We start from the raw sequence: 21,675 nt of genomic DNA, 5'->3' as shown, positions 1-21,675 counted from the left end.
ACACGTTATGTTTAAACCTGGTTCAATCAATGATTATAATTCTATTAAAGCCTCGCTTACCCATCACCCAAAGAAAAACCCCGAGGACTTGAGCCCTCGGGGTTTATTATTCGATATTAAATTATTCGCATTTCCACTATGCACATATTAATCGACTAAATTGTTTTCTAAATTTGATACTTCAAATTTACAGATCACTACCATAGATATCAAAAGAGAAATACTTAGCGGCAATCTTATCGTAGGTGCCGTTCGCTCGAATCTCTTCGATGGCATTGTTAAACTGTTCTGCCAGTTTTGCATCTTGTTTTCTTAACGCCAACGCTGTGCCTTCTCCGATATAAGCTTTATCGGTTACCGCTTTGCCTTTGAATTCGAAATCCTTTCCTTCTGTTTTATCTAGGAACGCAAGTGATAGCTGATCTGAGTTACCAAACGTGACGTCTAGACGACCGTTCTGAAGATCAAGGTAGACTTCATCTTGGCCAGTATAACGCTTGATGGTTGCCACACTGCCGAACTTGTCGGTCACGTAACGGTCATGAATAGTACCTTGCTGCACGCCGATGGTTTTACCCGCTAAGCCATCTTGGTCAATATCAAATGTCGCGCTTTTAGCGGCAACGAATACTGCTGGGGTTTGATAGTACTTATCCGTAAACAGGATCTTACGCTTACGCTCTTCCGTAATACGCATCGACGCCATAATCACATCTGACTTTCTTGCCAGTAGACTTGGAATCAACGAATCCCAGCTTTGCGATACCCAAGTACAGTCCAGTTTCGCTTGCTCACATAAGGCATCGGCTATCTCAATATCGAACCCAACCGGCACACCGTCGCTGTTTTTGTAATTAAAAGGAGGATAGGTAAAGTCTGACGCCAAGCGAACCTCTTTCGCCTGTACGGCGGTACCAAGTAGAGCAGCTGCGCAAGTGAGTCCTAGTAGTATCTTTTTCATCATTGCCATCCTAGATATGATCTTTATCGAGTTGAAGTTGAGGTTCTGTATTCTGAGTGTGTTGTCTCTGACGTAATTGTTTTTGGTAGTGATTCAGTGACGCTATCACTTCATCCATGCTCTCTTTACTGCCAATACTGATGCGAACGCAATGACGTAACGCAGGCTCATGATGTTGATTCCTGGTTACAATGCCATTTTTCGCCAATACGCTAAACAGTTGGTGTTCAGGCTTGTGCTTCAGCAACACAAAGTTGGTCGACGACGGGTAAACTTGCTCAATGAAATTAAACTTTGCCAATTGAGTTGCAAAGCGATTACGAACTTCAACCAAGTCTAATGTCGCGTCTTGCATTACTGAAACTCGCTCGTCAGATAGTGCCTCTAGTACTATTTGCGATGAGCAATCCGGCATTGGGTATGGCGGAATCAGTTTTGCGACATACTGCATCACGTTTGGGCTCGCTAAGATAAATCCACAACGCACGGCAGCCAGTCCAAACGCCTTAGACAAAGTGCGAATCACCACTAAGTGTGGATAGCGCTCAATTAGGTTTACGGCTGATGTCTGCGGTTCAAACTCAATATACGCTTCATCGACTACCACGAGTGATTTGCCTTGCGTACCTTCAAGTACTTCTACCAGATCAGATTTAGGAATCACGTTGCCAGTTGGGTTGTTCGGTGAACAGAGGAAAACGATATTCGCTAACTCCGCTTTCTTTACCACGTCGGCAGTATCTAAACTGAAATCTTCCTTAAGCGGCGAATCTAGTGTTTCAATCGCCAACGCATCAGCACAAAATTCATACATTGCGTAGGTTGGAGAGCAAATCAGTATCTTGTCTTGAGCAGGTTTACAGAATGTTCTGATTAATAGATCAATCGCTTCATCCGCTCCACGCACCGCAACCGTGTCAGCATCCGTTTCACAATACGCTTGGTATGCTTTCGCTATGTCTTGCGGCAAAAAGTCAGGGTAGCGGTTATGCCCTACTTCGCCCGGAAACAGTGGGCTCTCTAACTCGTTTGCATTTAACCAAACACGCCCATCACCACCAATTCTTCTCGCCGATTGGTAAGGTATTAATTTTTTTACTGCCTGAGGCACTAGGCTATCGATAAAAGATATCAAGAGGCGTTCCTTTCCACATAATCAGAATGTTATCACCACCGCTTTCATATTCAATATATGAGACATATACACATATTGAATCATAAATGATGATTAAGTATTTACATTCAAACAGAACACTATTGATAAATGAATCGAAATAATTACATAATAGCCATGATAAAAAGTCATAGGTAAATATATGAATCATTCACTGCCTTCCACCAAAACCTTGCTCGCCTTTCTATCAACAGCAAGGCACTTGAATTTTACCCATGCCGCTCATGAACTAAACGTCACGCAAGGGGCTGTTAGCCGTCAGGTTTTAGCCTTTGAAGACAGCTTAGGGTGTGATCTTTTTTATCGTCATGCTCGTGGCCTATCGTTAACACCTAAAGGTGAAGAGTTGGTTCCACTCATTCAAGCAACCATTCAACAGCTGCAATCTGCTCTGAATCAAGTATCGAGTTCTCCTTCAAAAATAAAACTTAATGCTCCGAGCTGTATTACCTCTTGGCTACTACCCAAACTGATGTCGTTTCAACAGGCTTACCCTGAAATTGATGTAGAGCTAACATCCACTATCAAGCACGTCTTTGAGCCGAGTTTTGACCCATTTGACGCTGTAATCACCTATGGCAAGAAGCCAAACCAACACTCAATCGTCAGCCAGTTGTTGTTTAACGAACAACTTGCTCCAATATGCCAATCGCAGATTATTGTTAAAGAGCACCTAACAGAGATTGATTCGAGCATCATCAAGCCACACAAGCTGTCCCAATACACTTGGCTGCACGCAAATAACGAGCAAAGTGACTGGCGATTGTGGTTGGAGCATATCGGCAGCAATGAACTTTCAAGCAAAAATAACCAGCAATTCGCGACACTTGATCAGGCAATGAACGCGGCAATTCAGGGGTTCGGTATTGCCATTGGTGATATCACGCTTGCAAAACAAGACATCGATTTAGGCAGATTAGTGAAAGTGAGTGAAGGCAGTGTGTTCTCAGGAAATGGTTATTTCTTGTTGCAACCGAAGAACCGCCAGAATACTTCGCTATCTACTCTGGTTGATTGGTTGGTTGATTAACTTTGATGGGATAGAAACGGATCGGACACGAATAGACGGTAAACCCCGCACGGAAAGCGTAGAACTTACAGGTTGCCGACATTTTTCAAAATGAGAATCGAGTTATTCTCAAATTGATGCGGAATATTGCCTCTCAAAATAAAACTATTCTTCTCGCAACACGTATTGTCTTGATGAAAGCAGATGAAGCATTCTTTTAACTGAATGAAAATATGAAACAAATCACTCTTTCGAGTTAAAAAGATCCATCCTCGATACGAAAATGGCATTCGAATTGCTTTGTCATAGACAACCCAACCAATATAAAGCAGGTTGCACTTTTTCTCATTGCAGCTTGTCACGGAGGATAGGCTATGACCTTACAAAGACATACGTATTACGGCTTGATTCACCATGGGATTAAAACACTACTAATGGATCGTATTGGCCACTTTACTGAACGCGAATATCACGAATATTTGGATCTAACTACGGGTAAATCAACTTGCTTTATGATGAGTGAAGAAGAGCTCGAGCAAACACTCGACAACCTCAAAAGTGAAGGTTACTTGGAAGACATTAAACAACTTATTCCACGTTACCAAACTGCATGTACGCGGTGACAAGATCACTCAATCAAACATTTCATTTTCAAGTGCTTCGGTCTATTTTGCATCGAGGCACTTTTAGCTAGACTGAATAGAAGTATCTCAACAGGATGTTCGGTCTAACATGAAGCAGATTATCGATTTTATCCCGCTTATCATCTTCTTTGCTCTGTACAAGATGTATGACATCTACACCGCGACAGGGGCGCTCATCGCCGCAACCGCCATTCAAATTGCATTGATTTACCTACTCTACAAAAAAATGGAGAAGGTGCAGATCATCACCTTCGCTATGGTTGCACTGTTCGGTGGTATGACGATATTTCTGCATGACGATAACTTTATTAAGTGGAAAGTCACCATTGTCTACGCACTGTTCGCTATTGGTTTAACTGTAAGCCAACTAATGGGAAAACCGGCAATTAAGGGGATGCTTGGAAAAGAGCTCACTCTGCCTGATTCTGTATGGCGTAACATCAGTTGGGCATGGACGGCATTTTTCGTGTTATGCGCCGCTTTAAATGTCTATGTTGCCTTCAATTTATCACTCGACGTATGGGTGAACTTCAAAGTATTTGGTCTATTGTTCGCAACCATTACATTTACTTTGTTGACAGGTTTATACATCTACAAAAGCTTACCTAAAGACAAACAACAGCCCCTTTCTGAGAAAAATCGAGACGAGGAGTAATGGTCGAATGAGATCTCAATCTCATTTTTTGTTACAATCTTGCACATTATTTCGTTCACAGTGGTCACTAGGATAAACGCCGGCCACTGACTTATTGATGTTTTGGGAATCCCTTATAATGAGTCACACTTCTGATGCGCCAAAAGGCCAACTTCTTCTTCGCACTCTTGCTATGCCTGCTGACACCAACGCCAATGGCGACGTATTCGGTGGCTGGATTATGTCTCAGCTCGATTTAGCTGGCGGCATTCTAGCGAAAGAAATCTCATGCGGCCGCATCGTAACAGTATCGGTTTCGAGCATCACGTTCAAAAAGCCAGTGAAGGTGGGTGACGTGGTATGTGTTTATGGCGAATGTACCAAGATCGGTCGCACTTCAATGAGCATCGACTTGGCGGTATGGGTGAAGCCAGTTCGTGACCACGGTATCGAAGACCGCTTTATGGTCTGTGACGCAACCTTTAACTATGTCGCTATCGATTCTGAAGGCAAACCTCGCGCTATTGCGAAGTAGTCCAACAACTTAGCAATCCAATAGCCAATTAATATCGGGTCTTTAGAACGTTTTCTATTCAGCTTTTAAAGACCTACCCTCTTCGACGCGCATCAATTCACACTTTCTTCTTTTTCCCCCTTCCAAATACAATTAGTTCGCGTAAATTAGCTACATAGCTCATCGAGCCTCTTTTTTGTGAAGTATAAATAAGGATATACCAATATGTGGTACGTGATTTTCTCTCAAGACGTCGAAAACTCATTGGAAAAGCGCTTAAGCGTTCGCCCTCAACATTTAGAGCGCCTACAAACACTTCACGATGAAGGCCGTTTATTGACTGCTGGCCCAATGCCTGCAATCGATTCTGATAATCCAGGTGAAGCTGGTTTTACAGGCTCAACAGTTATTGCAGAATTTAATTCACTAGAAGAAGCGCAAGCTTGGGCAGATGCAGACCCATATATTGAAGCTGGCGTCTATGCTAATGTGATTGTAAAACCATTTAAGAAAGTATTTTAAAGTGAAAAAGTGGATTATCGGATCACTGGCTGCACTCGTCCTAGCGGGCTGTAGTTCAAGTGACCAAGACAAACAACGTCAATTAGAGATGATGGCGCAACACCGTGCAGGTGTTCTATCAGCTGGGCTACCTATTGAATACGGTCCGTTGAAAGTGATGCGTGTCTTGGCGAAGAACACCGTGATTGAAATCATGATGATCTACAACCAAGATGCTCAAGGCGCAAAACCGCTTAATCAAGTATTGAAAAGCAGCGTGAATAGCTACTGTACCAGCTCAGAAGTAAGAGCCAACCTAGATATGGGCTTGGCTTACAACATCAAGATTCGTAATACGCGTGGTCAATTGATGGTGGAGCAGCTTATCAGCAAGCAAACTTGCGAAAGCGGTAGTTAGATCGAGATTCGAGCAAATGTTAATAACAGAAGCCTCGCGATTGCGAGGCTTTTTTATGCAATTAAGGCTTCAGATATACACCCTTAATCTAGCTTTACTTGTCTTACACTTCTTCAGCTTCCCACTCTTGTCGCAATGCTTTCGTCGCGGAAACAAGGTTCGCTAATGCGGCTTCGGTTTCTTCCCAGTTACGGGTTTTGAGGCCGCAGTCTGGGTTAGCCCATAAACGCTCTGCTGGGATCTTCTCTGCAGCCTTCTTAAGTAAGCCAACAATCCACTCCTCTGATGGAATGTTTGGCGAATGAATATCATAAACACCAGGACCAATTTCATTCGGATAATTGAACTCTTCAAACGCCTTGAGCAACTCCATGTTTGAGCGAGACGTTTCAATGGTAATCACATCGGCATCCAACGCAGCCACTGACTCGATGATTTCATTAAATTCGCTGTAACACATATGAGTATGAATTTGAGTTTCTGGTTTCGCGCTTGCAGCAGAGACTTTAAACGCATCCACAGCCCACTCTAAATACTCCGCATGATCAGCTTTCTTCAAAGGCAACCCTTCACGGATTGCAGGTTCATCAATCTGGATGATATTGATACCCGCATCTTGCAAATCAGACACCTCATCACGCAGTGCAAACGCCAACTGGTTAGCAATCTCTTTACGGGAAATATCTTCACGAGGAAAAGTCCAACACAAGATTGTCACAGGCCCGGTCAACATGCCTTTCATCTGCTTTGAAGTCAGCGACTGGGCGTAAGTCGACCACTCAACGGTGATTGATTTTTCTCGCTCAATATCAGCAACAACGATGGCTGGCTTCACGCAGCGAGAGCCGTAACTTTGAACCCAACCGAATTTGGTGGTTTGAAAGCCAGCTAGATTTTCAGCGAAGTACTCCACCATGTCATTACGTTCTGCTTCGCCGTGAACAAGCACATCAAGATCAAGCGCTTCTTGGCGTTTAACGGCATCTGCAATGTGCCCTTTTAGCGCTTGTTTGTATTCACTTTCATTCAGTTTTCCTGCGCGATAAGCACTGCGTTGAACTCGTATTTCTCCAGTTTGCGGGAAAGAACCTATCGTTGTTGTCGGTAACAATGGTAAACCTAGTACTTCAGACTGGTGAACCGCACGCTCTGCATAAGGTGCACTTCGCTCACCAATTGCTTTCGTCAGTGTTTTCAATCTCGCTTGAACATGTGGCTTATTCACGTGAGTCGCTTGCTTACGCGCTTCAATCGGTAAGCTGTAAGTTTCACAGGCTAATATCGCTTTCTGATTGCCATCTAACGCGGCACCTAACAAGCTCACTTCAGTCACTTTTTGCTTGGCGAACGCGAACCAACTCTTCACCTCTTCAGTTAATGTCTCTTCAAGCTCTAAGTCGACCGGGCTGTGCAGTAGAGAACAAGAGCTTGCCACCCACAGCCGCTCTCCTAACGACTCTTTGATAGGTTGCAGCGATGCCAATTGCGCAGCTAAATCAGCGCGCCATACGTTGCGCCCATTAATGACACCCGCAGAAAGCACCCAATCTTGAGGTAACTTTTCAACCACGTCGTTCAACTGCTGAGAAGCAGCAGCCAAATCAATATGCAGGCCGTTTACCGGAAGGTCGATAATCTTATCTAGCGTATCGCTCACGGAATCAAAGTAGGTCGTTAGCAGCAGCTTTACATCGCCCTGAATCACTTGGTAAGCAAGCTTGAATGAGTCTGCCCATTTGGTTTCTAACTCCAAGGCAAGAATCGGCTCATCAATCTGTACCCACTCGACGCCTAACTTCGCTAACTTCGCCAGAATTCCCTGGTATGTGGTTAGCAAGCGAGGCAACAAACTCAAACGATCAAACCCCTCTTCCACTTCCTTACCTAGGTAAAGGTATGACAATGGCCCTAGCAATACTGGTTTCACTTTATGGCCCGCCTTGATCGCTTGATTAACCTCATCAAATAGTTGCGGCCAACTGACCTCAAAAGAGTCGTCCTTGCTGAACTCAGGCACAATGTAGTGATAATTGGTGTTAAACCATTTGGTCATGTCTGATGCCGCGGCACCACCTTGGTCATGATTATGATTTGAACCACAGCAACTGCTCTGAGACTGACCGCGACCAACACGGAACAGCGTATCCAAATCAGGGAAACCTTGATCATGACGCTTTGGCACATGACCAAGAAGCAACGTAGTAGTAAGAACGTGATCGTACCAAGCGAAATCGCCAGCCGTGACAAAACTTAAATTGGCGTCCGATTGAACTTGCCAATTACGTTCGCGCAACTGACTGCCGACAGCCTTGAGTTCCGTTTGATCGATTTCCCCACGCCAATACTTTTCCAAAGCGAACTTGAGTTCTCGTTTTTCGCCAATACGTGGGTAGCCTAAAATATGAGTCGTTGTTGTCATGAGCCTATTCCTTAATCACTATTTTAAATCCGGTCAGACGCTGAATAATTTCGATAAAGGCGTCTGGATGGCTAAACTATCTCGCCAAACGTCTTTGTGAACAATCTCCAAATATTCAACTTGTTTATTAGAAAACCTCATGTTCATTAATTCACACATGAGAAAACCGATAACATTTAGACGTCCAGATGTTTACACATCCACAAAAACGACGTAGGGTAGTTATTAAGAAATATTGAACATCAGCTTAGGAACTATGAGGATTACTCATGATAGAGCTCAAACATCTGCGAACATTGACCACATTGCGTGATAGTGGCTCTTTAACAGCGACCGCGACATCACTGCACCTGACGCAATCTGCGTTATCGCATCAATTGAAAGATCTTGAGGCTCGCGTGGGTGGGCAGCTTTTTCTGCGTAAAACTCGCCCAGTGAAGTTCACCTCCGAGGGTGAGATACTGCTCAGACTGGCCGATGAAGTGTTACCGAAACTGGCAAAGGCAGAGAATGAGCTGGCCAGTCTTAAGGAAGATGTTAACGGCAGGCTCCATATGGCGATTGAGTGCCACTCCTGTTTTCAATGGTTAATGCCAGCACTTAAAGAGTATCAAGTGACTTGGCCAAGCGTGACCCTCGACTTCTCATCTGGCTTTGGTTTCGAGCCTTTACCGGCATTGATGGCAGGAGAACTGGATCTAGTAATCACCTCCGATATCCAGCCTAGATCTGAAGTTCACTATGAGCCGCTGTTCGATTTTGAGATGCGTCTGATCACAGCAATTAACTGTCCCCTTGCTGAGAAAAAAGCAATTCAACCAGAAGACTTGGTCGATCTAACGATGCTCTCCTACCCTGTTCAGAAGCAGCGCCTGGATGTGGTAAAGCACTTTCTTCAACCTGCGGGGATCGAACCTAAGAAATGGAAACAGGCTGACAATACATTGATGCTTGTACAAATGGTATCTGCAGGATTAGGTGTGGCAGCACTACCGAATTGGGCAATCAGCGAGTTTTCAAGACAAGGATTGATTGCTAGCAAACCGCTCGGGAAAGGGCTATCTCGACGCTTGTTTGCAGCGGTAAGAAATTCAGACAAAGACAAACGCTACTTACAAGCCTTCTTCAGCACTGCAAGACAACAAAGTAAGAGTCACCTCGATGGAATCAAAGTCGTCTAACCATATAAGCCTTATTTTTATAAATGACGCAGTTTAAAAGTTCCAAAAAATAACAAAGCCACAGACTGATCATCTGTGGCTTTTTAAGCTCTTTAAACTGATACCATGTTAAACCACTACCGTGCCATGCAGTTATCTCGGATAAGATTTGAATTGATTGGTCAATGGATCGTATTGGTAGCCGAGCATATCCAGTTTGCCCACCACGCTTTCGATATCCATTTCATACATGCTGACAAGCTCTTCAAAACTATCACATTCAAGGCGTAACTTTTCGTTGACGATCCCTAATAGAATAATGCTATCTAGGCTTTTGACGTTGCTTAAATCCATCTCGTACTCCTTACGAACACATCGACTGATTTAAGTTTAGAACGACAATGGTAAACCCGCTTATTAACAGATCACATTTCTCGCTCAATCAAAGAACAATTCGCAACTTTCTAAAGTTCCCAAATTGTTGTAGAGCCTAAATTGCTGAAGTTCATAAATTGCTAAAGCGCCCAGATTGGCTCTAAGCCCACAACCGACGCGATCAGCATCAGCAAGGCAACAGCAAGCTGAATTTTTTCAGGTGTTTTCGCGAACAACAGATGCCAACACCAAACCACAATGGATGAAATCAACAGGGCAAAGCTGAACAGTAGCGACGGCACCATAGGTTCCAATACTGCTTCAGAAAGCGAATAAACACCAAGCACAGTAGCCAGCACCACCAGCATACCACTCAAGATACCAGCAACCGGCAAAATACGATGGAATGCCTCAAGGCGTGTTCGTGCAATCGTCAGCAATAGATGAGAGAAGGCGCTACCTAGTAGAACTGTAAGAAGCAGAGATGAGATTAGACCAACTAATGTTGCCTTTTCGCTCGCTTGAATACCCACATAAGAGAGTGCCAAGCCACAAGCCAGATACATCACCCAGATAGGGCCAGTATCACGAGTCTTCTTAGTCTGAACTTGAGAGAAGAAATAGAAGATGGCAAATACCACTAAGAAAGCTTCGACCTTGAGTGATGCAACCGCCAACCAAAGTACGCCAATTGCTGGCAATACCTTATGAATACGACCACGCTGGCCTGGGCAGATATCCCCTTTAACTAAGATCAGCGTAAGGACGAGTTGTGCACCCAATAACATAGGCGCAAGTTGAAGTAATACAGATTCGATCATTGGGATCTACTTATATGGACTTATTTTCGCAGAATGATATCAAAAACTGCTTGGAACACTAATCAAAATCATCAATTTGCTCACTGTCTCGTATCCTTGGTCTATGCTCTTTCCAAGAATCTCCTCCCAACATAGCAATACATGGCTAATTGGGGGAAAGACACTAGAACTATCAGGGGCATGTTCTACTGGCTAGTCAGGGCGCATGCCGCTATAATTCCCGCCTCAAAAATCAGAGGTCGAAATATGTACAGCGATATCACTCCTATTCATGAACACAAAAAATACTGGGCCGAATGCTACGGCACAGCTCCCTTTTTACCAACCAGTAGAAAGGAAATGGATGCTCTTGGATGGGACAGCTGCGACATTATAATCGTAACGGGCGACGCTTATGTCGATCACCCTAGCTTTGGTATGGCGATCATCGGCCGTTTGCTTGAAGCACAAGGCTTTCGCGTAGGTATTATTGCTCAACCAAAATGGGACAATAAAGATGCCTTCATGAAGCTAGGCAAACCAAACCTATTCTTCGGCATTACTGCGGGCAACATGGACTCCATGATCAACCGTTACACCTCTGATCGTAAGTTACGTCATGATGATGCTTACACGCCAAATAACGAAGGTGGCAAGCGTCCTGACCGTGCAACACTGGTTTACTCGCAGCGTTGTCGTGAAGCATACAAAGGCACGCCGATTGTTCTAGGTGGCATCGAAGCAAGTCTTCGCCGCGTGGCTCACTACGATTACTGGTCTGACAAAGTTCGTCGTTCTGTTCTTTTCGATGCAAAAGCAGACATCCTTCTATTTGGTAACGCAGAGCGCGCATTGGTTGAAGTTGCACACCGCCTAGCCGATGGCGAAGAGATCGCGAATATGACCAACATTCGTGGTACTGCTGTCAACTTACCTGCAGCACCAGAAGGTTACAAGATCATCGACTCTTCTCGTATCGAAAAACCAAACAAAGCCTACGTACCGGTTAACCCATACGAGGTTGAAACCCAGTGCGATACGAAGAAAGACGAAGAGCCAAAAGCGCAGCCGATTACGATCCGCCCTTCTCGCCATGATGCGAAAACAACAGCGGTTCGTATCCCTGCGTTTGAAAAGCTAAACAATGACCGCATTCTTTACGCTCACGCGAGCCGTATTCTGCACTTAGAGACAAACCCATACTCTGGTCGAGCTCTGATTCAACGTCACGGTGATCGCGAACTTTGGGTAAACCAAGCGCCAATCCCTCTCACAACAGAGGAGATGGACTACGTATTTGGCCTTGCATACAAGCGTGTCCCTCACCCTATGTACGGCAAAGCGAAGATTCCTGCTTACGACATGATCAAAACGTCAGTCAACATCATGCGTGGCTGTTTCGGTGGTTGTTCTTTCTGTTCAATTACCGAGCACGAAGGTCGAATCATCCAAAACCGCTCAAAAGAGTCTATCTTGGATGAAATCGAAGACATTAAAGAGAAAGTACCTGGCTTTACGGGCACTATCTCTGACTTGGGTGGCCCAACCGCGAACATGTACCGTCTAGGTTGTTCGGACCCGAAAGCGGAAGTGAACTGTCGTCGTCCATCATGTGTGTTCCCTAAGATCTGTGAGAAACTAAACACGGACCACAAACACACTATCGACCTGTACCGCTCTGCACGTAAAGTGGAAGGCGTTAAGAAGATCATGATCGCGTCTGGCGTTCGTTACGACCTAGCGATTGAGTCTCCAGAATACGTACGTGAATTAGTTACACACCACGTTGGTGGCTATCTGAAAATCGCACCAGAGCATACTGAGAAAGGCCCTCTTGATTTGATGATGAAGCCGGGTATGGGTACTTACGACCGTTTTAAAGAGATGTTCGAGAAGTACAGTGCTGAAGCAGGTAAGAAACAGTATCTGATCCCTTACTTCATCTCAGCTCACCCGGGTACAGAAGATGAAGACATGCTTAACCTTGCGCTTTGGCTGAAGAAGCACAACTACGAGTGTGACCAAGTTCAGAACTTCTACCCATCACCAATGTGTAACGCGACGTCGATGTACTACTCAGAGACCAACCCTCTGAAACGCGTTAAGTACAAGAAGCGAGAAGATATTCCTGTGCCAAAAGGTGACCGTCAACGTCGTCTGCACAAAGCACTATTGCGTTACCACGATCCAGAGAACTGGAAACTGATCCGTGAAGCGCTGATCGATATGGGTAAGAAGCACCTAATCGGTGATAAGCCGGGTTGTTTGGTGCCAGAAGAAGACTTTGATGCACAAACACCAGCGCAACGCCGTAAGTCTGGTCGTCACGGTGCTCACCGTTTCGCGACCAAGCACAGTAAATCTCAACCGGGTCTGGGCGGCGAAAAACCACGTAACCATTCAGGCAAAAAGCCAGGTGGTAAGAAGCCTAATAGTAACAACGGCCAAAGTAATGGTCATCAGGGCAACGGAAATGGCGGCGGCAACGGTCGTAAACCAGCGAGCGGTTTCATTAAGAAAGGTCCGGGCGGCCAATCTCAAGGAAACGGCAAACCAAACCGCAACAAAGCGGGCAATGGCCAAGGTGGCAAACCTTCTGGTAACGGAAAGAACCGCCAACGTGCGGCGCAGCGCTAACTCTTCATAACAACAAGAGCTTTCAGTAGCGACGGTAACTTTAAGTAGTTAAGCGACAACCCTTCGCTTTAAATGACAAAAGTCCAAGTGATTTCCCCACTTGGACTTTTTTGTTTCTGTAGCTAGATGAGTGGCTAAGCTTGAGTTTGCTTAAACACCCAAGATTTACTGAGTAAGTAGTTACTGACCATTCCAACTAACACCCCGACAGCCATAGCCAAAAACAGCGAGCCATAGAATTCAGGCAGTATCAATGTGAGAGCCTTAAAACAGATTAAGTTGGGTAAGGCCGATATCATTGCCGAGGTCATGAATTTTTGCCATTGCTTAAAATCATCCCTGCGTGACCCTGTCCCTTGGTATTCGAACGTTAGCACTCGGTTACCAATCCAAGTGCTGGTTGCCGCGACTAGGAAGGCCAACATTCTTGCCCACATCACCGACAAATCACCTACAAAATGAAACAGTGCAAAAGTGCCACAATCAACGACAAAACCACCAGCACCAACACATGCAAACTTAATTAGCTGATGATGGGACCTCAATACTCTTTCGACGTTTGAGGTCATCGTTCTAAAGTGAAATGGCATTTTCATCGAGAATCTTTACGGCAACGGGCTCTGCAATTGCAGTCGAACTCATTGGCTTACAACTGAATAGCGCGCGTTTCTGTTTATCAACAGGTTCTCGCACACAGCTCAATGCATTCTGTGCAATGACCGACTCAACTTCTGCCTTCTTGCCAATCAAGTAGAACTTATCACTCGTATCTGCCTCTGAGATATCGGTGATTTTCTTGGCTTGCCCTAAGCTATAGAACTGACCAGAGAAAGGACGCTTGCCGATGTAGTAACTTGGTGCGTCATCTTCGATATGGTTGAAGATAATGCGGTCGCTTTTCTCGTTCGCCTTACCTAGGTTTAAGTACACCATGGCAATCATGAGTAGCACAGGTAGAACTAGCGCAACACTTGAGAACCACTTCTTATCTTTCTCTACCACCAACATTGCAACCAACAAGCCTAGTGCTGGGATACCCGGCAGCACATACGCAGGTAGAATATTGCCCGCCATAGTGAACAGCAGTAGTGGTGAAATAAGCCAACAAATTAGGAACGAAAATAAGCCACTGTTGGTTTGATTTTGCTCTTTGATTTTTTGGCGACGAGCAAATGCCAATATTGGCAGTACAATCGACCAAGGGGCTGCAGCTTGAATCCAGAACACCCAGATCATTCCTCGAGCTTCGTCATGAGCTGAACCATAGAGGTCGCCTTCCCAACCGCTTACTACAAAGCGCTTGAAGTGTTCGCCAACGATGAAGTAATCGATAAAGCCCGGTGTCGCCATTTCTGCCATGATGTACCAAGGCAGAGCAATCGCCATCATTAACACTAAACCAGAGACAATTGGAAAACGCTGCCACAAGGCTTTGAATGCACCAATCAATCCATGTTGTAAAACAAGCCACGGGAAAACCGCGATACCCATGATCACAATCGCGACAGGACCTTTGGCAAGCAGACCGCAAGCAAGACCAATGAAACCGACATAACCCCAAGCATTATTAATACGCTTGCTACCTTCCCCTTTCCAACACAGGTAGAAGCCGAGCATAGCGATGGTCATAGCCAACGTCAGGGCAATATCCGTCATCACCGCGCCCGCAGCAATCGAGAAAATGCCACACGTTGCCAATACCACAGCAGCAACCAATGCGCTCTGTCCGGTACGTTTAGCAAAATAGGCGATCAATAAGATAGTGAATACGCCCGCTAGCCAATGAGGAGCACGGACTGCGAATTCACTCAAACCAAACAGCTCGATGCCGGCAGCACTCATCCAAGTAAACAGTGGCGGCTTACCCCAAAAAGGCACACCGTAGTCAAACTGAGGAGTGAGCCAGTTTCCGGTTTCTACCATGAGGCGAGCCATTTCGCCGTAACGTGCTTCAGTAGTATCCATCAACGGATACGTCGCCAGTGACAGCAACCTAAGAATTAGCGCGAAGGCTAATAAATACCACAGGTGTGTTCTGTTCAGGCTCATGCTGATTCCTCTAATTTATACGTTGTTTTGAGTGCCGGTTTATCGACAACAGATTGAATGAGATACAAAGGACGATTTTTGGTTTCGATGAAGATACGGCCAATGTATTCGCCCATCAGACCAATACTAAGAAGCTGGATACCACCTAGCGCCAACTGGACAACCATCATTGACGGATAACCCGTAATCGGCTCACCAAACATCAAGGTTTTAAAGATGATAAACATGCCGTAAACGAAGGCACTGAGAGCGACCATACTGCCCAGCGCGGTTGCGATACGCAGTGGTCGAATAGAGAAAGAGGTGATGCCATCCATCGCCAAGCCAAGTAACTTGAGGTAGTTCCATTTGGTTTCACCACAAAAGCGTGCATCGCGTTTGAATTGCACTGTGGTTTGTTTAAAGCCAGGCCAAGAGAAAATGCCTTTCATGTAGCGATTACGCTCTGGAAGCTGATTAATGTGGTCGACAACTTCACGGCTTAGAAGACGAAAATCTCCAACGTTCTCAGGTACATCGATTTTTGCTGCGGCGTTCATTACGCGATAAAAGCTTGCTGCTGAGAACTTCTTAAACCAAGTCTCGCCATCACGCTGACTGCGCTGCATATTGACAACGTCATAACCTTCCCGCCATTTTGAAACCATATCTGGAATCAGTTCTGGCGGATCTTGTAAGTCAGCATCTAATAAGATCACCGCTTGACCACGGCAATGTTCTAAACCTGCACTCATCGCAGATTCTTTACCAAAATTACGTGATAGACCAATGACTGAAATAGAGCTCGCAATTGACTTAAACGACTCCACCAAAGCCAAGCTATTGTCTTTGCTACCATCATCGACATAAACGATCTCACTCGAGATGGGCAATTCATCAAGTACCTTAGTTAAGCGCGAGTGGAACTCGGGCAGAACTTCCTCTTCATTAAAGAAAGGGACAATGATAGACAGCGAGATTGCCGGGCTAATTTGAGGTTCGCTTGAGCGGCGCGAATTGATGTGAAGTTCAGTCATAATACGGTCTTCTATTTTTTTGATTCCGTAAGCAGACTAACTACCGCACCATGAAAGTTATGTTATTGACATATTTTTCACGTCAATTCAGGATGATCGTTATAACAAATAAGTCCTAATGGGTAATGAGATGAAACGAGTATTGCTGGTAGAAGATAACCGTGAAATTGCAGGTGTACTGTTCGACTACTTTGAGTGTATTGGCATGGAGCTCGATTATGCTGATAATGGCGAACTCGGCTTACAACTCGCCATGGATAACTCGTTCGATATCATTATCCTAGACTTGATGCTACCTCGCATGGATGGACTCACTGTCTGCAACAAGCTTCGAGAGAACGGCAACACCACCCCTATTCTGATGCTTACTGCACTAGATAGCCGAGACGACATGCTCGCTGGTTTTGAACATGGTGCCGATGATTACCTAACCAAGCCATTTGACCTCGATATCCTTGAAGCCCGAATGAAAGCCTTAGTTCGTCGATACCACGGTACTGTCGCATCGAGTAAATTGGTATTTGGTGAAATCAGCATTGACCAAAAGACGCGTAAAGCTTATCGACAAGACAAGCTATTGGCTCTCAATCCAACCACTTATACGATCCTTGAGATGTTATGCAAGAGTGCGCCGGATGTGGTTACCCGTGAGGATATCTCCTATAAGCTTTGGGAAGAAGACGAACCCAATAACGATGTCTTGCGCAGCCACATTTATCAGCTAAGAAACCAACTAGACAAACCTTTTGACCAGCAGATGCTGATTACCGTACCCAAGGTCGGTTTTAGATTGGAGTCCAACTCGTGATATTAAGTGTACTGAGCAGCACCAAAAGCCTAACCGGCCGACTCGCCCTATTCTTTGGGTTGATGGCCGTTATCATCACAGCCTTTGTCTATGCGGTCTTTATCGCTGCTCTGTACCTGTCAGAAGACCGAGTCGGTGAAAGGCGTATCCTTATCGACCGGAACTATGCCGTCACCCTCTTTGAAGCCGGAGCGCAAGGTGAAGTCCGCATTGATGACCTCACCACCGCTTTCAATGACCCTGCTCTGGTGCCAGATCGCTATCAAAAATATATCAATAACAAAGAGAGTTTCATTGGTGAAGTCGGCGATGAACCACATTCGCGCATGGTGTATATCGGTGAGTACTCTCACGAAGGGGTAACCTATCCGCTTATCTTGCTCTCTGAAATAGATCGAATAGAGTTTGACGTCACAGAGCTTCTCTATGCAACCTCCTTTGTTCTTACATTATTGGCGATTTTAATCTTCAGTTTCGGAGCACTGTTATACCGCCTTTCTCAACGATTAATCGAGCCATTTAATTCACTGGCAAAGCAGTTGGAGAGCAATAAAAACAACCTCAATCAGGAGTTTTCCGTCCAAGAAGGAGCTGCGATTGAGTTTCGACAGCTCACCAACCAGCTCAATGAGTATCGCCGTGAAATCAATGCGCTAGTAAAACGTGAACAAGCTTTCGCTCGTTACTCTAGCCATGAACTGCGCACGCCTCTTACGGTTGCACGAGGCTCTAACAAACTGCTTCTGCGCAGCCAGATGACTGAGTTCCAACACCGCCAAGTAAAACGTGTCGACGATGCAGTTTCTCAAATGTCCGAAATGGTGGACGCGCTACTAGGGCTAGTGCGTTATGAACGAAATCAAGACGACGCACCAATTCGTCTGTTCAGCCAACAAGAGCTCGAACAGATCATTGCTAAGAACTCGGCACAAGCGAGCGAAAAGCAAGTGGATGTAACACTGGAAGTGGAAGGTGAGCCCAGTATTCGAGCCACCAGCGCGATACTTAATATGTTGATTGGCAACCTGTTGAGAAACGCCATTGCTGCCACCAACCGTGGCAAAGTGGAAATCACCCTGACCCAACATTTAATCAGCATTCATGACCAAGGTGAAGGTTTGACTGAACAGTACAACCCAAGTGGACACGGTTTAGGGTTGTTAATCGTGGAAGATCTCTGTAACCGATACCATTGGGATTTTGAGCTCATTAACCATCAAGATGGTGGCTGTGTGGCGCTGGTGGTGTTTGACCAACAACCACAATGATTTCAATCTCACACTAAACACACAAGACCCGATGTTTGGGTGAACTATCCACCCAAACATTGATTCAAACGGTTTACTTGAACTGCCAGTTACCTGATACTGCGCCTCCAAATGTTCAACATGTGCCCCGTGGCACCCATCCAACATGAAACTCAACAACAGCCCTATCACCCAACATCAGTTCAATGGCCGCACTTTCTTTTTAAAGCGTGATGATCAATTGCACTCCCATTTTTGTGGCAACAAAGCGCGCAAGTTCATGCAGCTTCTTGAAGAAGAGCATCCGAACATCACGACATTGATCTGCTATGGTTCTGCCCAAGCGAACTCACTGTTGTCACTGGCTGCACTGGCAAAGATAAAAGGTTGGAATTTGGAGTTTTACGTTGATCACTTACCTCAATGGTTGATTGATAAACCTATAGGAAACTACCGCGGCGCGTTAGACCTTGGCGCCAAGGTGGTCAGCATGCAAGTAGCCGCTAGTGACTTGCACCCAAGAGATTATATTGAACAAGTCAGACAGCCGGGGCCTGAGTGTATCGTGCTACCAGAAGGTGGACGCAGCAAGATGTCTGAGTATGGCGTAAAACAGCTCGCAATGGAGATCTTAAGCTGGACACGTTTCGAACCTAAGTATGACTTTGTCATCGCCCTACCAGGTGGCACGGGGAGCACCGCACTTTATCTCCACAAACATCTTAAAGTGCACAATATTCCCGTCATTACCTGTGCTTGTGTTGGCGGTAGTGACTACCTGACAAAACAGTTTGAAGAGCTGGGTGAAAGCGATCATCCACAAATTCTTCCTCTGGAGACCAAGCACCACTTCGGTAAGCTCTATCAACGAGATTACCAAATGTGGCTCGACCTTTTAGAAGAAACCGATGTCGAGTTTGATCTACTTTACGACCCTTTAATGTGGCAATGTTTAGAGCAATGGCAACAAGATAACCCAGACAAAACACTGATCTATATTCATCAAGGTGGCTTACTCGGCAACGAATCTATGCTGCCTCGCTATCAACGTAAATACCCAGAAATGACTGCCAATCAGACACTGGATTGGTAGTCAGTTTAAGTATTGCCTTCGAAGTAATATCTCGTTTTTATGTTGTCAGCCATGCAGCGGTAAAGTTCTTTTCTATACTTTCCATTGGGAAAATACCTACAGGAAGGACCTATGCAGATTAGAACGGCTCTATCTTTACTCAGTGCAGCACTCTGTGCCCCTGTTATCGCTGGCGAAAATATACCTTATACGGTGGATGGCCTGGAATACGAAGGTTATTGGAGCGAATCCAGTGGCAACGCACCGTTAGTACTACTTGTACACGATTGGGACGGATTGACAGACTACGAGAAAAAACGCGCTGAAATGCTCAATGAACTGGGTTACAACGTATTTGCTGTCGACCTTTTTGGTAAAGGCATTCGACCAACCGAAGTGAAAGACAAAAAGCAGCACACTGGAGAGCTCTATAAAGACAGAGAGAAAATGCGTTCTCTACTCATGGGCGCTGCAGCTCAAGCTGAGAAACTGGGTGGTAATCTCGATAACAATGTCATGATGGGATACTGTTTTGGTGGCGCAGCCGTCTTAGAAGCGGCTCGGGCTGCGATTCCATCTAAAGCTTATGTCTCTTTCCATGGCGGTCTATCAACACCTGACGGGCAAGACTACTCCCAAACACCGTCCCAAGTGGTCATTTTCCACGGTACTGCAGATGCCATGATCTCTATGGCGGATTTTGGCAGCCTGGCTGAACAACTGGAATCAGCAAACGTTGAACATGAGATGCTGACGTATAGCGGCGCTCCTCATGCATTCACAGTATTTGGCTCTATGAACTATCAACTCGAAGCCGACCAAAAGTCTTGGGCTCGCTTCACCGAAGTACTTGAGTCCGCGACACAATAACTCCAGAGCCGACATCCCATACACAAAAAAGCGCCTCCAAATAATTTGGAGGCGCTTTCTGGTATCTCATTGTTTCACCGAGCTTTTCGTATCTCGTATATTCGGTGTATTACTGATATCGAGAAACGCTCAGATCATCACTTTCGACTTCTGGTACTTTTCCACTCACCACACTCGCAAGAATCTTTCCTGAACCACATGCCATCGTCCACCCTAACGTTCCGTGACCAGTATTCGTATAGAGGTTGCCCACAGGCGTCTTACCTATGATTGGCGTACCGTCTGGGGTCATCGGGCGTAACCCTGTCCAGTATTCCGCTTTCGCGTGGTCACCCGCTTCTGGGAATAGGTCTTTGATCACCATATCGATGGTCGCTTTACGCTTCTCTGGAATGTCAAAGTTAAAGCCTGCCAGCTCTGCAGTACCCGCTATACGGATGCGATCATCAAAACGTGTCATTGCTACTTTGTATGTCTCATCCATCACCGTAGATGTCGGAGCCTTATCTGCATTAACAATCGGTAGCGTTAACGAGTAGCCTTTTACTGGATAAACCGGGACATCAATATCAATCTGCTTCAAAAGCTCTGTCGAGTAGCTTCCCGTTGCCAGAACAAAAGCGTCTGCTTTCAATTCACCAGCGCTGGTGTTGATGCTCGTTAACGATGAACCTTCTCGATTCAATGCGTGCACTTCAGTATCAAACATAAATTCAACACCGAGGGCTTTGGCTTTCTCAGTCAGTTCAATGCAGAACTTATGGCAATCACCCGTTTCGTCTCCTGGTAAATACAAGCCGCCAACAAGCTTGTCTTGAACGGATTTAAGCCCCGGCTCAACCTTGATGCACTCTTCAACATTCAACAAAGAGTGCTCAATTCCACTCTCTTTGAGCAATTTCATATCTTGTTGAATCGCTTCCAGTTGCTTGGCATCACGGAACACTTGGAGCGTTCCTTGCTGGCGACCTTCATAATCAAGGTGCTCGGTTTCACGGAGCTCTGTTAAACAATCTCGGCTGTAATTCGCAATGCGTAGCATGCGAGATTTATTGATAGCGTATTTTGCAGGGCTGCAGTTAGACAACATCTGAGTTGCCCACTGAATCAAAGCAGGCGATAGAGAAGGTTTCACTTTCAGCGGAGCGTGCTCTTGCGTCAACCATTTAAGAGCCTTGACGGGGATACCGGGCGCAGCCCAAGGTGATGAGTAGCCATAAGAGATTTGACCTGCATTGGCAAAACTGGTCTCTTTACCACTGCTATCTTGACGATCGATGACCGTTACCTTGTGCCCTTCTTTGGCCAAATACCAAGCACTGGTTAATCCAATCACACCACTACCAATCACAATCACTTCCATTGCT

Annotated in this window: 21 protein-coding genes; 12 read left to right on the top strand and 9 right to left on the bottom strand. The window is 45.5% G+C overall.

Translation table 11 applies throughout. From position 1 onward, the window contains the following. Positions 1-187 precede the first annotated feature (187 nt). Both FIV04_RS05720 and hisC read right to left on the bottom strand, forming a co-directional pair. On the bottom strand, positions 188-961 hold the full coding sequence (locus FIV04_RS05720; protein WP_152469535.1) for an ABC transporter substrate-binding protein: 774 nt from the start codon (positions 959-961) through the stop codon (positions 188-190). A gap of 10 nt (positions 962-971) precedes the next feature. Beyond that, positions 972-2,096 (bottom strand): histidinol-phosphate transaminase, encoded by a 1,125-nt coding sequence (hisC, locus tag FIV04_RS05715; protein WP_152468513.1) that lies wholly within the window; start codon positions 2,094-2,096, stop codon positions 972-974. A 181-nt stretch (positions 2,097-2,277) separates the two neighbouring features. On the opposite strand from hisC, the gene FIV04_RS05705 reads away from it, so the two are divergent. The 6 genes from FIV04_RS05705 (at position 2,278) to FIV04_RS05680 (ending at position 5,855) form a co-directional block, all read left to right on the top strand. Next, positions 2,278-3,165: a LysR substrate-binding domain-containing protein gene (locus tag FIV04_RS05705; RefSeq protein ID WP_032549328.1), complete on the top strand. Its 888-nt coding sequence runs from the start codon at positions 2,278-2,280 to the stop codon at positions 3,163-3,165. 353 nt (positions 3,166-3,518) lie between these two features. Then, positions 3,519-3,767, top strand: coding sequence for a hypothetical protein (locus tag FIV04_RS05700; protein WP_032549329.1), 249 nt, complete (start codon positions 3,519-3,521; stop codon positions 3,765-3,767). Positions 3,768-3,876: 109 nt separating this feature from the next. Further along, complete coding sequence (locus FIV04_RS05695) at positions 3,877-4,443, top strand: septation protein A (RefSeq protein WP_152468512.1); 567 nt, start codon at positions 3,877-3,879, stop codon at positions 4,441-4,443. Between the two features lie 118 nt (positions 4,444-4,561). After that, the gene (yciA, locus tag FIV04_RS05690) at positions 4,562-4,957 is read left to right on the top strand and encodes an acyl-CoA thioester hydrolase YciA (RefSeq protein ID WP_150871970.1); all 396 of its coding nucleotides are present in this window, start codon (positions 4,562-4,564) and stop codon (positions 4,955-4,957) included. Between the two features lie 204 nt (positions 4,958-5,161). After that, on the top strand, positions 5,162-5,458 hold the full coding sequence (locus FIV04_RS05685; RefSeq protein WP_032549334.1) for a YciI family protein: 297 nt from the start codon (positions 5,162-5,164) through the stop codon (positions 5,456-5,458). Between the two features lies 1 nt (position 5,459). Next, on the top strand, positions 5,460-5,855 hold the full coding sequence (locus FIV04_RS05680; RefSeq protein ID WP_032549335.1) for a GspS/AspS pilotin family protein: 396 nt from the start codon (positions 5,460-5,462) through the stop codon (positions 5,853-5,855). 103 nt (positions 5,856-5,958) lie between these two features. Here the strand turns inward: FIV04_RS05680 and metE are convergent, their stop codons facing one another. Then, positions 5,959-8,274, bottom strand: a complete 2,316-nt coding sequence (gene metE, locus FIV04_RS05675; RefSeq protein WP_152468511.1) for a 5-methyltetrahydropteroyltriglutamate--homocysteine S-methyltransferase — start codon at positions 8,272-8,274, stop codon at positions 5,959-5,961. 269 nt (positions 8,275-8,543) lie between these two features. On the opposite strand from metE, the gene FIV04_RS05670 reads away from it, so the two are divergent. After that, positions 8,544-9,455 (top strand): LysR substrate-binding domain-containing protein, encoded by a 912-nt coding sequence (locus FIV04_RS05670; RefSeq protein ID WP_152468510.1) that lies wholly within the window; start codon positions 8,544-8,546, stop codon positions 9,453-9,455. Positions 9,456-9,587: 132 nt separating this feature from the next. On the opposite strand, the gene FIV04_RS05665 is transcribed toward FIV04_RS05670, so the two are convergent. Beyond that, a complete protein-coding gene (locus FIV04_RS05665; RefSeq protein WP_150871959.1) occupies positions 9,588-9,788 on the bottom strand; it encodes a DUF4250 domain-containing protein in 201 nt (66 codons plus the stop codon). A gap of 161 nt (positions 9,789-9,949) precedes the next feature. Continuing rightward, a complete protein-coding gene (locus tag FIV04_RS05660) occupies positions 9,950-10,630 on the bottom strand; it encodes a hypothetical protein (protein WP_152468509.1) in 681 nt (226 codons plus the stop codon). Between the two features lie 246 nt (positions 10,631-10,876). Here FIV04_RS05660 and FIV04_RS05655 point away from each other — a divergent pair, with 246 nt between their 5' ends. Further along, positions 10,877-13,246: a YgiQ family radical SAM protein gene (locus FIV04_RS05655; RefSeq protein ID WP_152468508.1), complete on the top strand. Its 2,370-nt coding sequence runs from the start codon at positions 10,877-10,879 to the stop codon at positions 13,244-13,246. Between the two features lie 134 nt (positions 13,247-13,380). On the opposite strand, the gene FIV04_RS05650 is transcribed toward FIV04_RS05655, so the two are convergent. The 3 genes from FIV04_RS05650 to FIV04_RS05640 are packed head-to-tail and all read right to left on the bottom strand — an operon-like array spanning position 13,381 to position 16,311. Further along, entirely contained in the window at positions 13,381-13,842 is a 462-nt protein-coding gene (locus FIV04_RS05650) for a GtrA family protein (protein ID WP_152468507.1), read from the bottom strand. Beyond that, on the bottom strand, positions 13,820-15,295 hold the full coding sequence (locus FIV04_RS05645; protein ID WP_152468506.1) for a glycosyltransferase family 39 protein: 1,476 nt from the start codon (positions 15,293-15,295) through the stop codon (positions 13,820-13,822). Before FIV04_RS05645 ends, FIV04_RS05650 begins: the two co-directional genes overlap by 23 nt. Further along, positions 15,292-16,311 carry a glycosyltransferase family 2 protein gene (locus tag FIV04_RS05640; RefSeq protein WP_032549340.1) on the bottom strand — a complete coding sequence of 340 codons (1,020 nt, stop codon included), beginning with the start codon at positions 16,309-16,311 and terminating at the stop codon, positions 15,292-15,294. The genes FIV04_RS05645 and FIV04_RS05640 overlap by 4 nt, the downstream gene beginning before the upstream one ends. Positions 16,312-16,441: 130 nt before the next feature. Between FIV04_RS05640 and FIV04_RS05635 the strand changes: the two genes are divergently transcribed. The 4 genes from FIV04_RS05635 (at position 16,442) to FIV04_RS05620 (ending at position 20,308) form a co-directional block, all read left to right on the top strand. Then, positions 16,442-17,119 (top strand): response regulator transcription factor, encoded by a 678-nt coding sequence (locus FIV04_RS05635; protein WP_150871944.1) that lies wholly within the window; start codon positions 16,442-16,444, stop codon positions 17,117-17,119. After that, positions 17,116-18,387 (top strand): HAMP domain-containing sensor histidine kinase, encoded by a 1,272-nt coding sequence (locus FIV04_RS05630; protein ID WP_152468505.1) that lies wholly within the window; start codon positions 17,116-17,118, stop codon positions 18,385-18,387. Before FIV04_RS05635 ends, FIV04_RS05630 begins: the two co-directional genes overlap by 4 nt. Before the next feature lie 145 nt (positions 18,388-18,532). Beyond that, a complete protein-coding gene (locus tag FIV04_RS05625) occupies positions 18,533-19,459 on the top strand; it encodes a pyridoxal-phosphate dependent enzyme (RefSeq protein ID WP_152468504.1) in 927 nt (308 codons plus the stop codon). Between the two features lie 111 nt (positions 19,460-19,570). Continuing rightward, a complete protein-coding gene (locus FIV04_RS05620; protein ID WP_152468503.1) occupies positions 19,571-20,308 on the top strand; it encodes a dienelactone hydrolase family protein in 738 nt (245 codons plus the stop codon). 109 nt (positions 20,309-20,417) lie between these two features. On the opposite strand, the gene FIV04_RS05615 is transcribed toward FIV04_RS05620, so the two are convergent. Further along, positions 20,418-21,671, bottom strand: a complete 1,254-nt coding sequence (locus FIV04_RS05615) for a D-amino acid dehydrogenase (protein WP_150895087.1) — start codon at positions 21,669-21,671, stop codon at positions 20,418-20,420. Between the last annotated feature and the right edge of the window lie 4 nt (positions 21,672-21,675).

The organism is Vibrio sp. THAF190c (genome assembly GCF_009363355.1).
Taxonomy (GTDB): Bacteria; Pseudomonadota; Gammaproteobacteria; order Enterobacterales; family Vibrionaceae; genus Vibrio; species Vibrio fortis_A.
This window is presented reverse-complemented; position numbering and strand designations above follow the sequence as displayed.

Coding starts and splice junctions, on each gene's coding strand:
- metE (WP_152468511.1), bottom strand. CDS start 8,274: ATGACAACAACGACTCATATTTTAGGCTACCCACGTATTGGCGAAAAA.
- FIV04_RS05705 (WP_032549328.1), top strand. CDS start 2,278: ATGAATCATTCACTGCCTTCCACCAAAACCTTGCTCGCCTTTCTATCA.
- FIV04_RS05640 (WP_032549340.1), bottom strand. CDS start 16,311: ATGACTGAACTTCACATCAATTCGCGCCGCTCAAGCGAACCTCAAATT.
- FIV04_RS05720 (WP_152469535.1), bottom strand. CDS start 961: ATGAAAAAGATACTACTAGGACTCACTTGCGCAGCTGCTCTACTTGGT.
- FIV04_RS05615 (WP_150895087.1), bottom strand. CDS start 21,671: ATGGAAGTGATTGTGATTGGTAGTGGTGTGATTGGATTAACCAGTGCT.
- FIV04_RS05650 (WP_152468507.1), bottom strand. CDS start 13,842: ATGAAAATGCCATTTCACTTTAGAACGATGACCTCAAACGTCGAAAGA.
- FIV04_RS05660 (WP_152468509.1), bottom strand. CDS start 10,630: ATGATCGAATCTGTATTACTTCAACTTGCGCCTATGTTATTGGGTGCA.
- FIV04_RS05620 (WP_152468503.1), top strand. CDS start 19,571: ATGCAGATTAGAACGGCTCTATCTTTACTCAGTGCAGCACTCTGTGCC.
- FIV04_RS05685 (WP_032549334.1), top strand. CDS start 5,162: ATGTGGTACGTGATTTTCTCTCAAGACGTCGAAAACTCATTGGAAAAG.
- FIV04_RS05670 (WP_152468510.1), top strand. CDS start 8,544: ATGATAGAGCTCAAACATCTGCGAACATTGACCACATTGCGTGATAGT.
- FIV04_RS05700 (WP_032549329.1), top strand. CDS start 3,519: ATGACCTTACAAAGACATACGTATTACGGCTTGATTCACCATGGGATT.
- FIV04_RS05695 (WP_152468512.1), top strand. CDS start 3,877: ATGAAGCAGATTATCGATTTTATCCCGCTTATCATCTTCTTTGCTCTG.
- FIV04_RS05635 (WP_150871944.1), top strand. CDS start 16,442: ATGAAACGAGTATTGCTGGTAGAAGATAACCGTGAAATTGCAGGTGTA.
- FIV04_RS05655 (WP_152468508.1), top strand. CDS start 10,877: ATGTACAGCGATATCACTCCTATTCATGAACACAAAAAATACTGGGCC.
- FIV04_RS05625 (WP_152468504.1), top strand. CDS start 18,533: ATGAAACTCAACAACAGCCCTATCACCCAACATCAGTTCAATGGCCGC.
- FIV04_RS05665 (WP_150871959.1), bottom strand. CDS start 9,788: ATGGATTTAAGCAACGTCAAAAGCCTAGATAGCATTATTCTATTAGGG.
- FIV04_RS05645 (WP_152468506.1), bottom strand. CDS start 15,295: ATGAGCCTGAACAGAACACACCTGTGGTATTTATTAGCCTTCGCGCTA.
- yciA (WP_150871970.1), top strand. CDS start 4,562: ATGAGTCACACTTCTGATGCGCCAAAAGGCCAACTTCTTCTTCGCACT.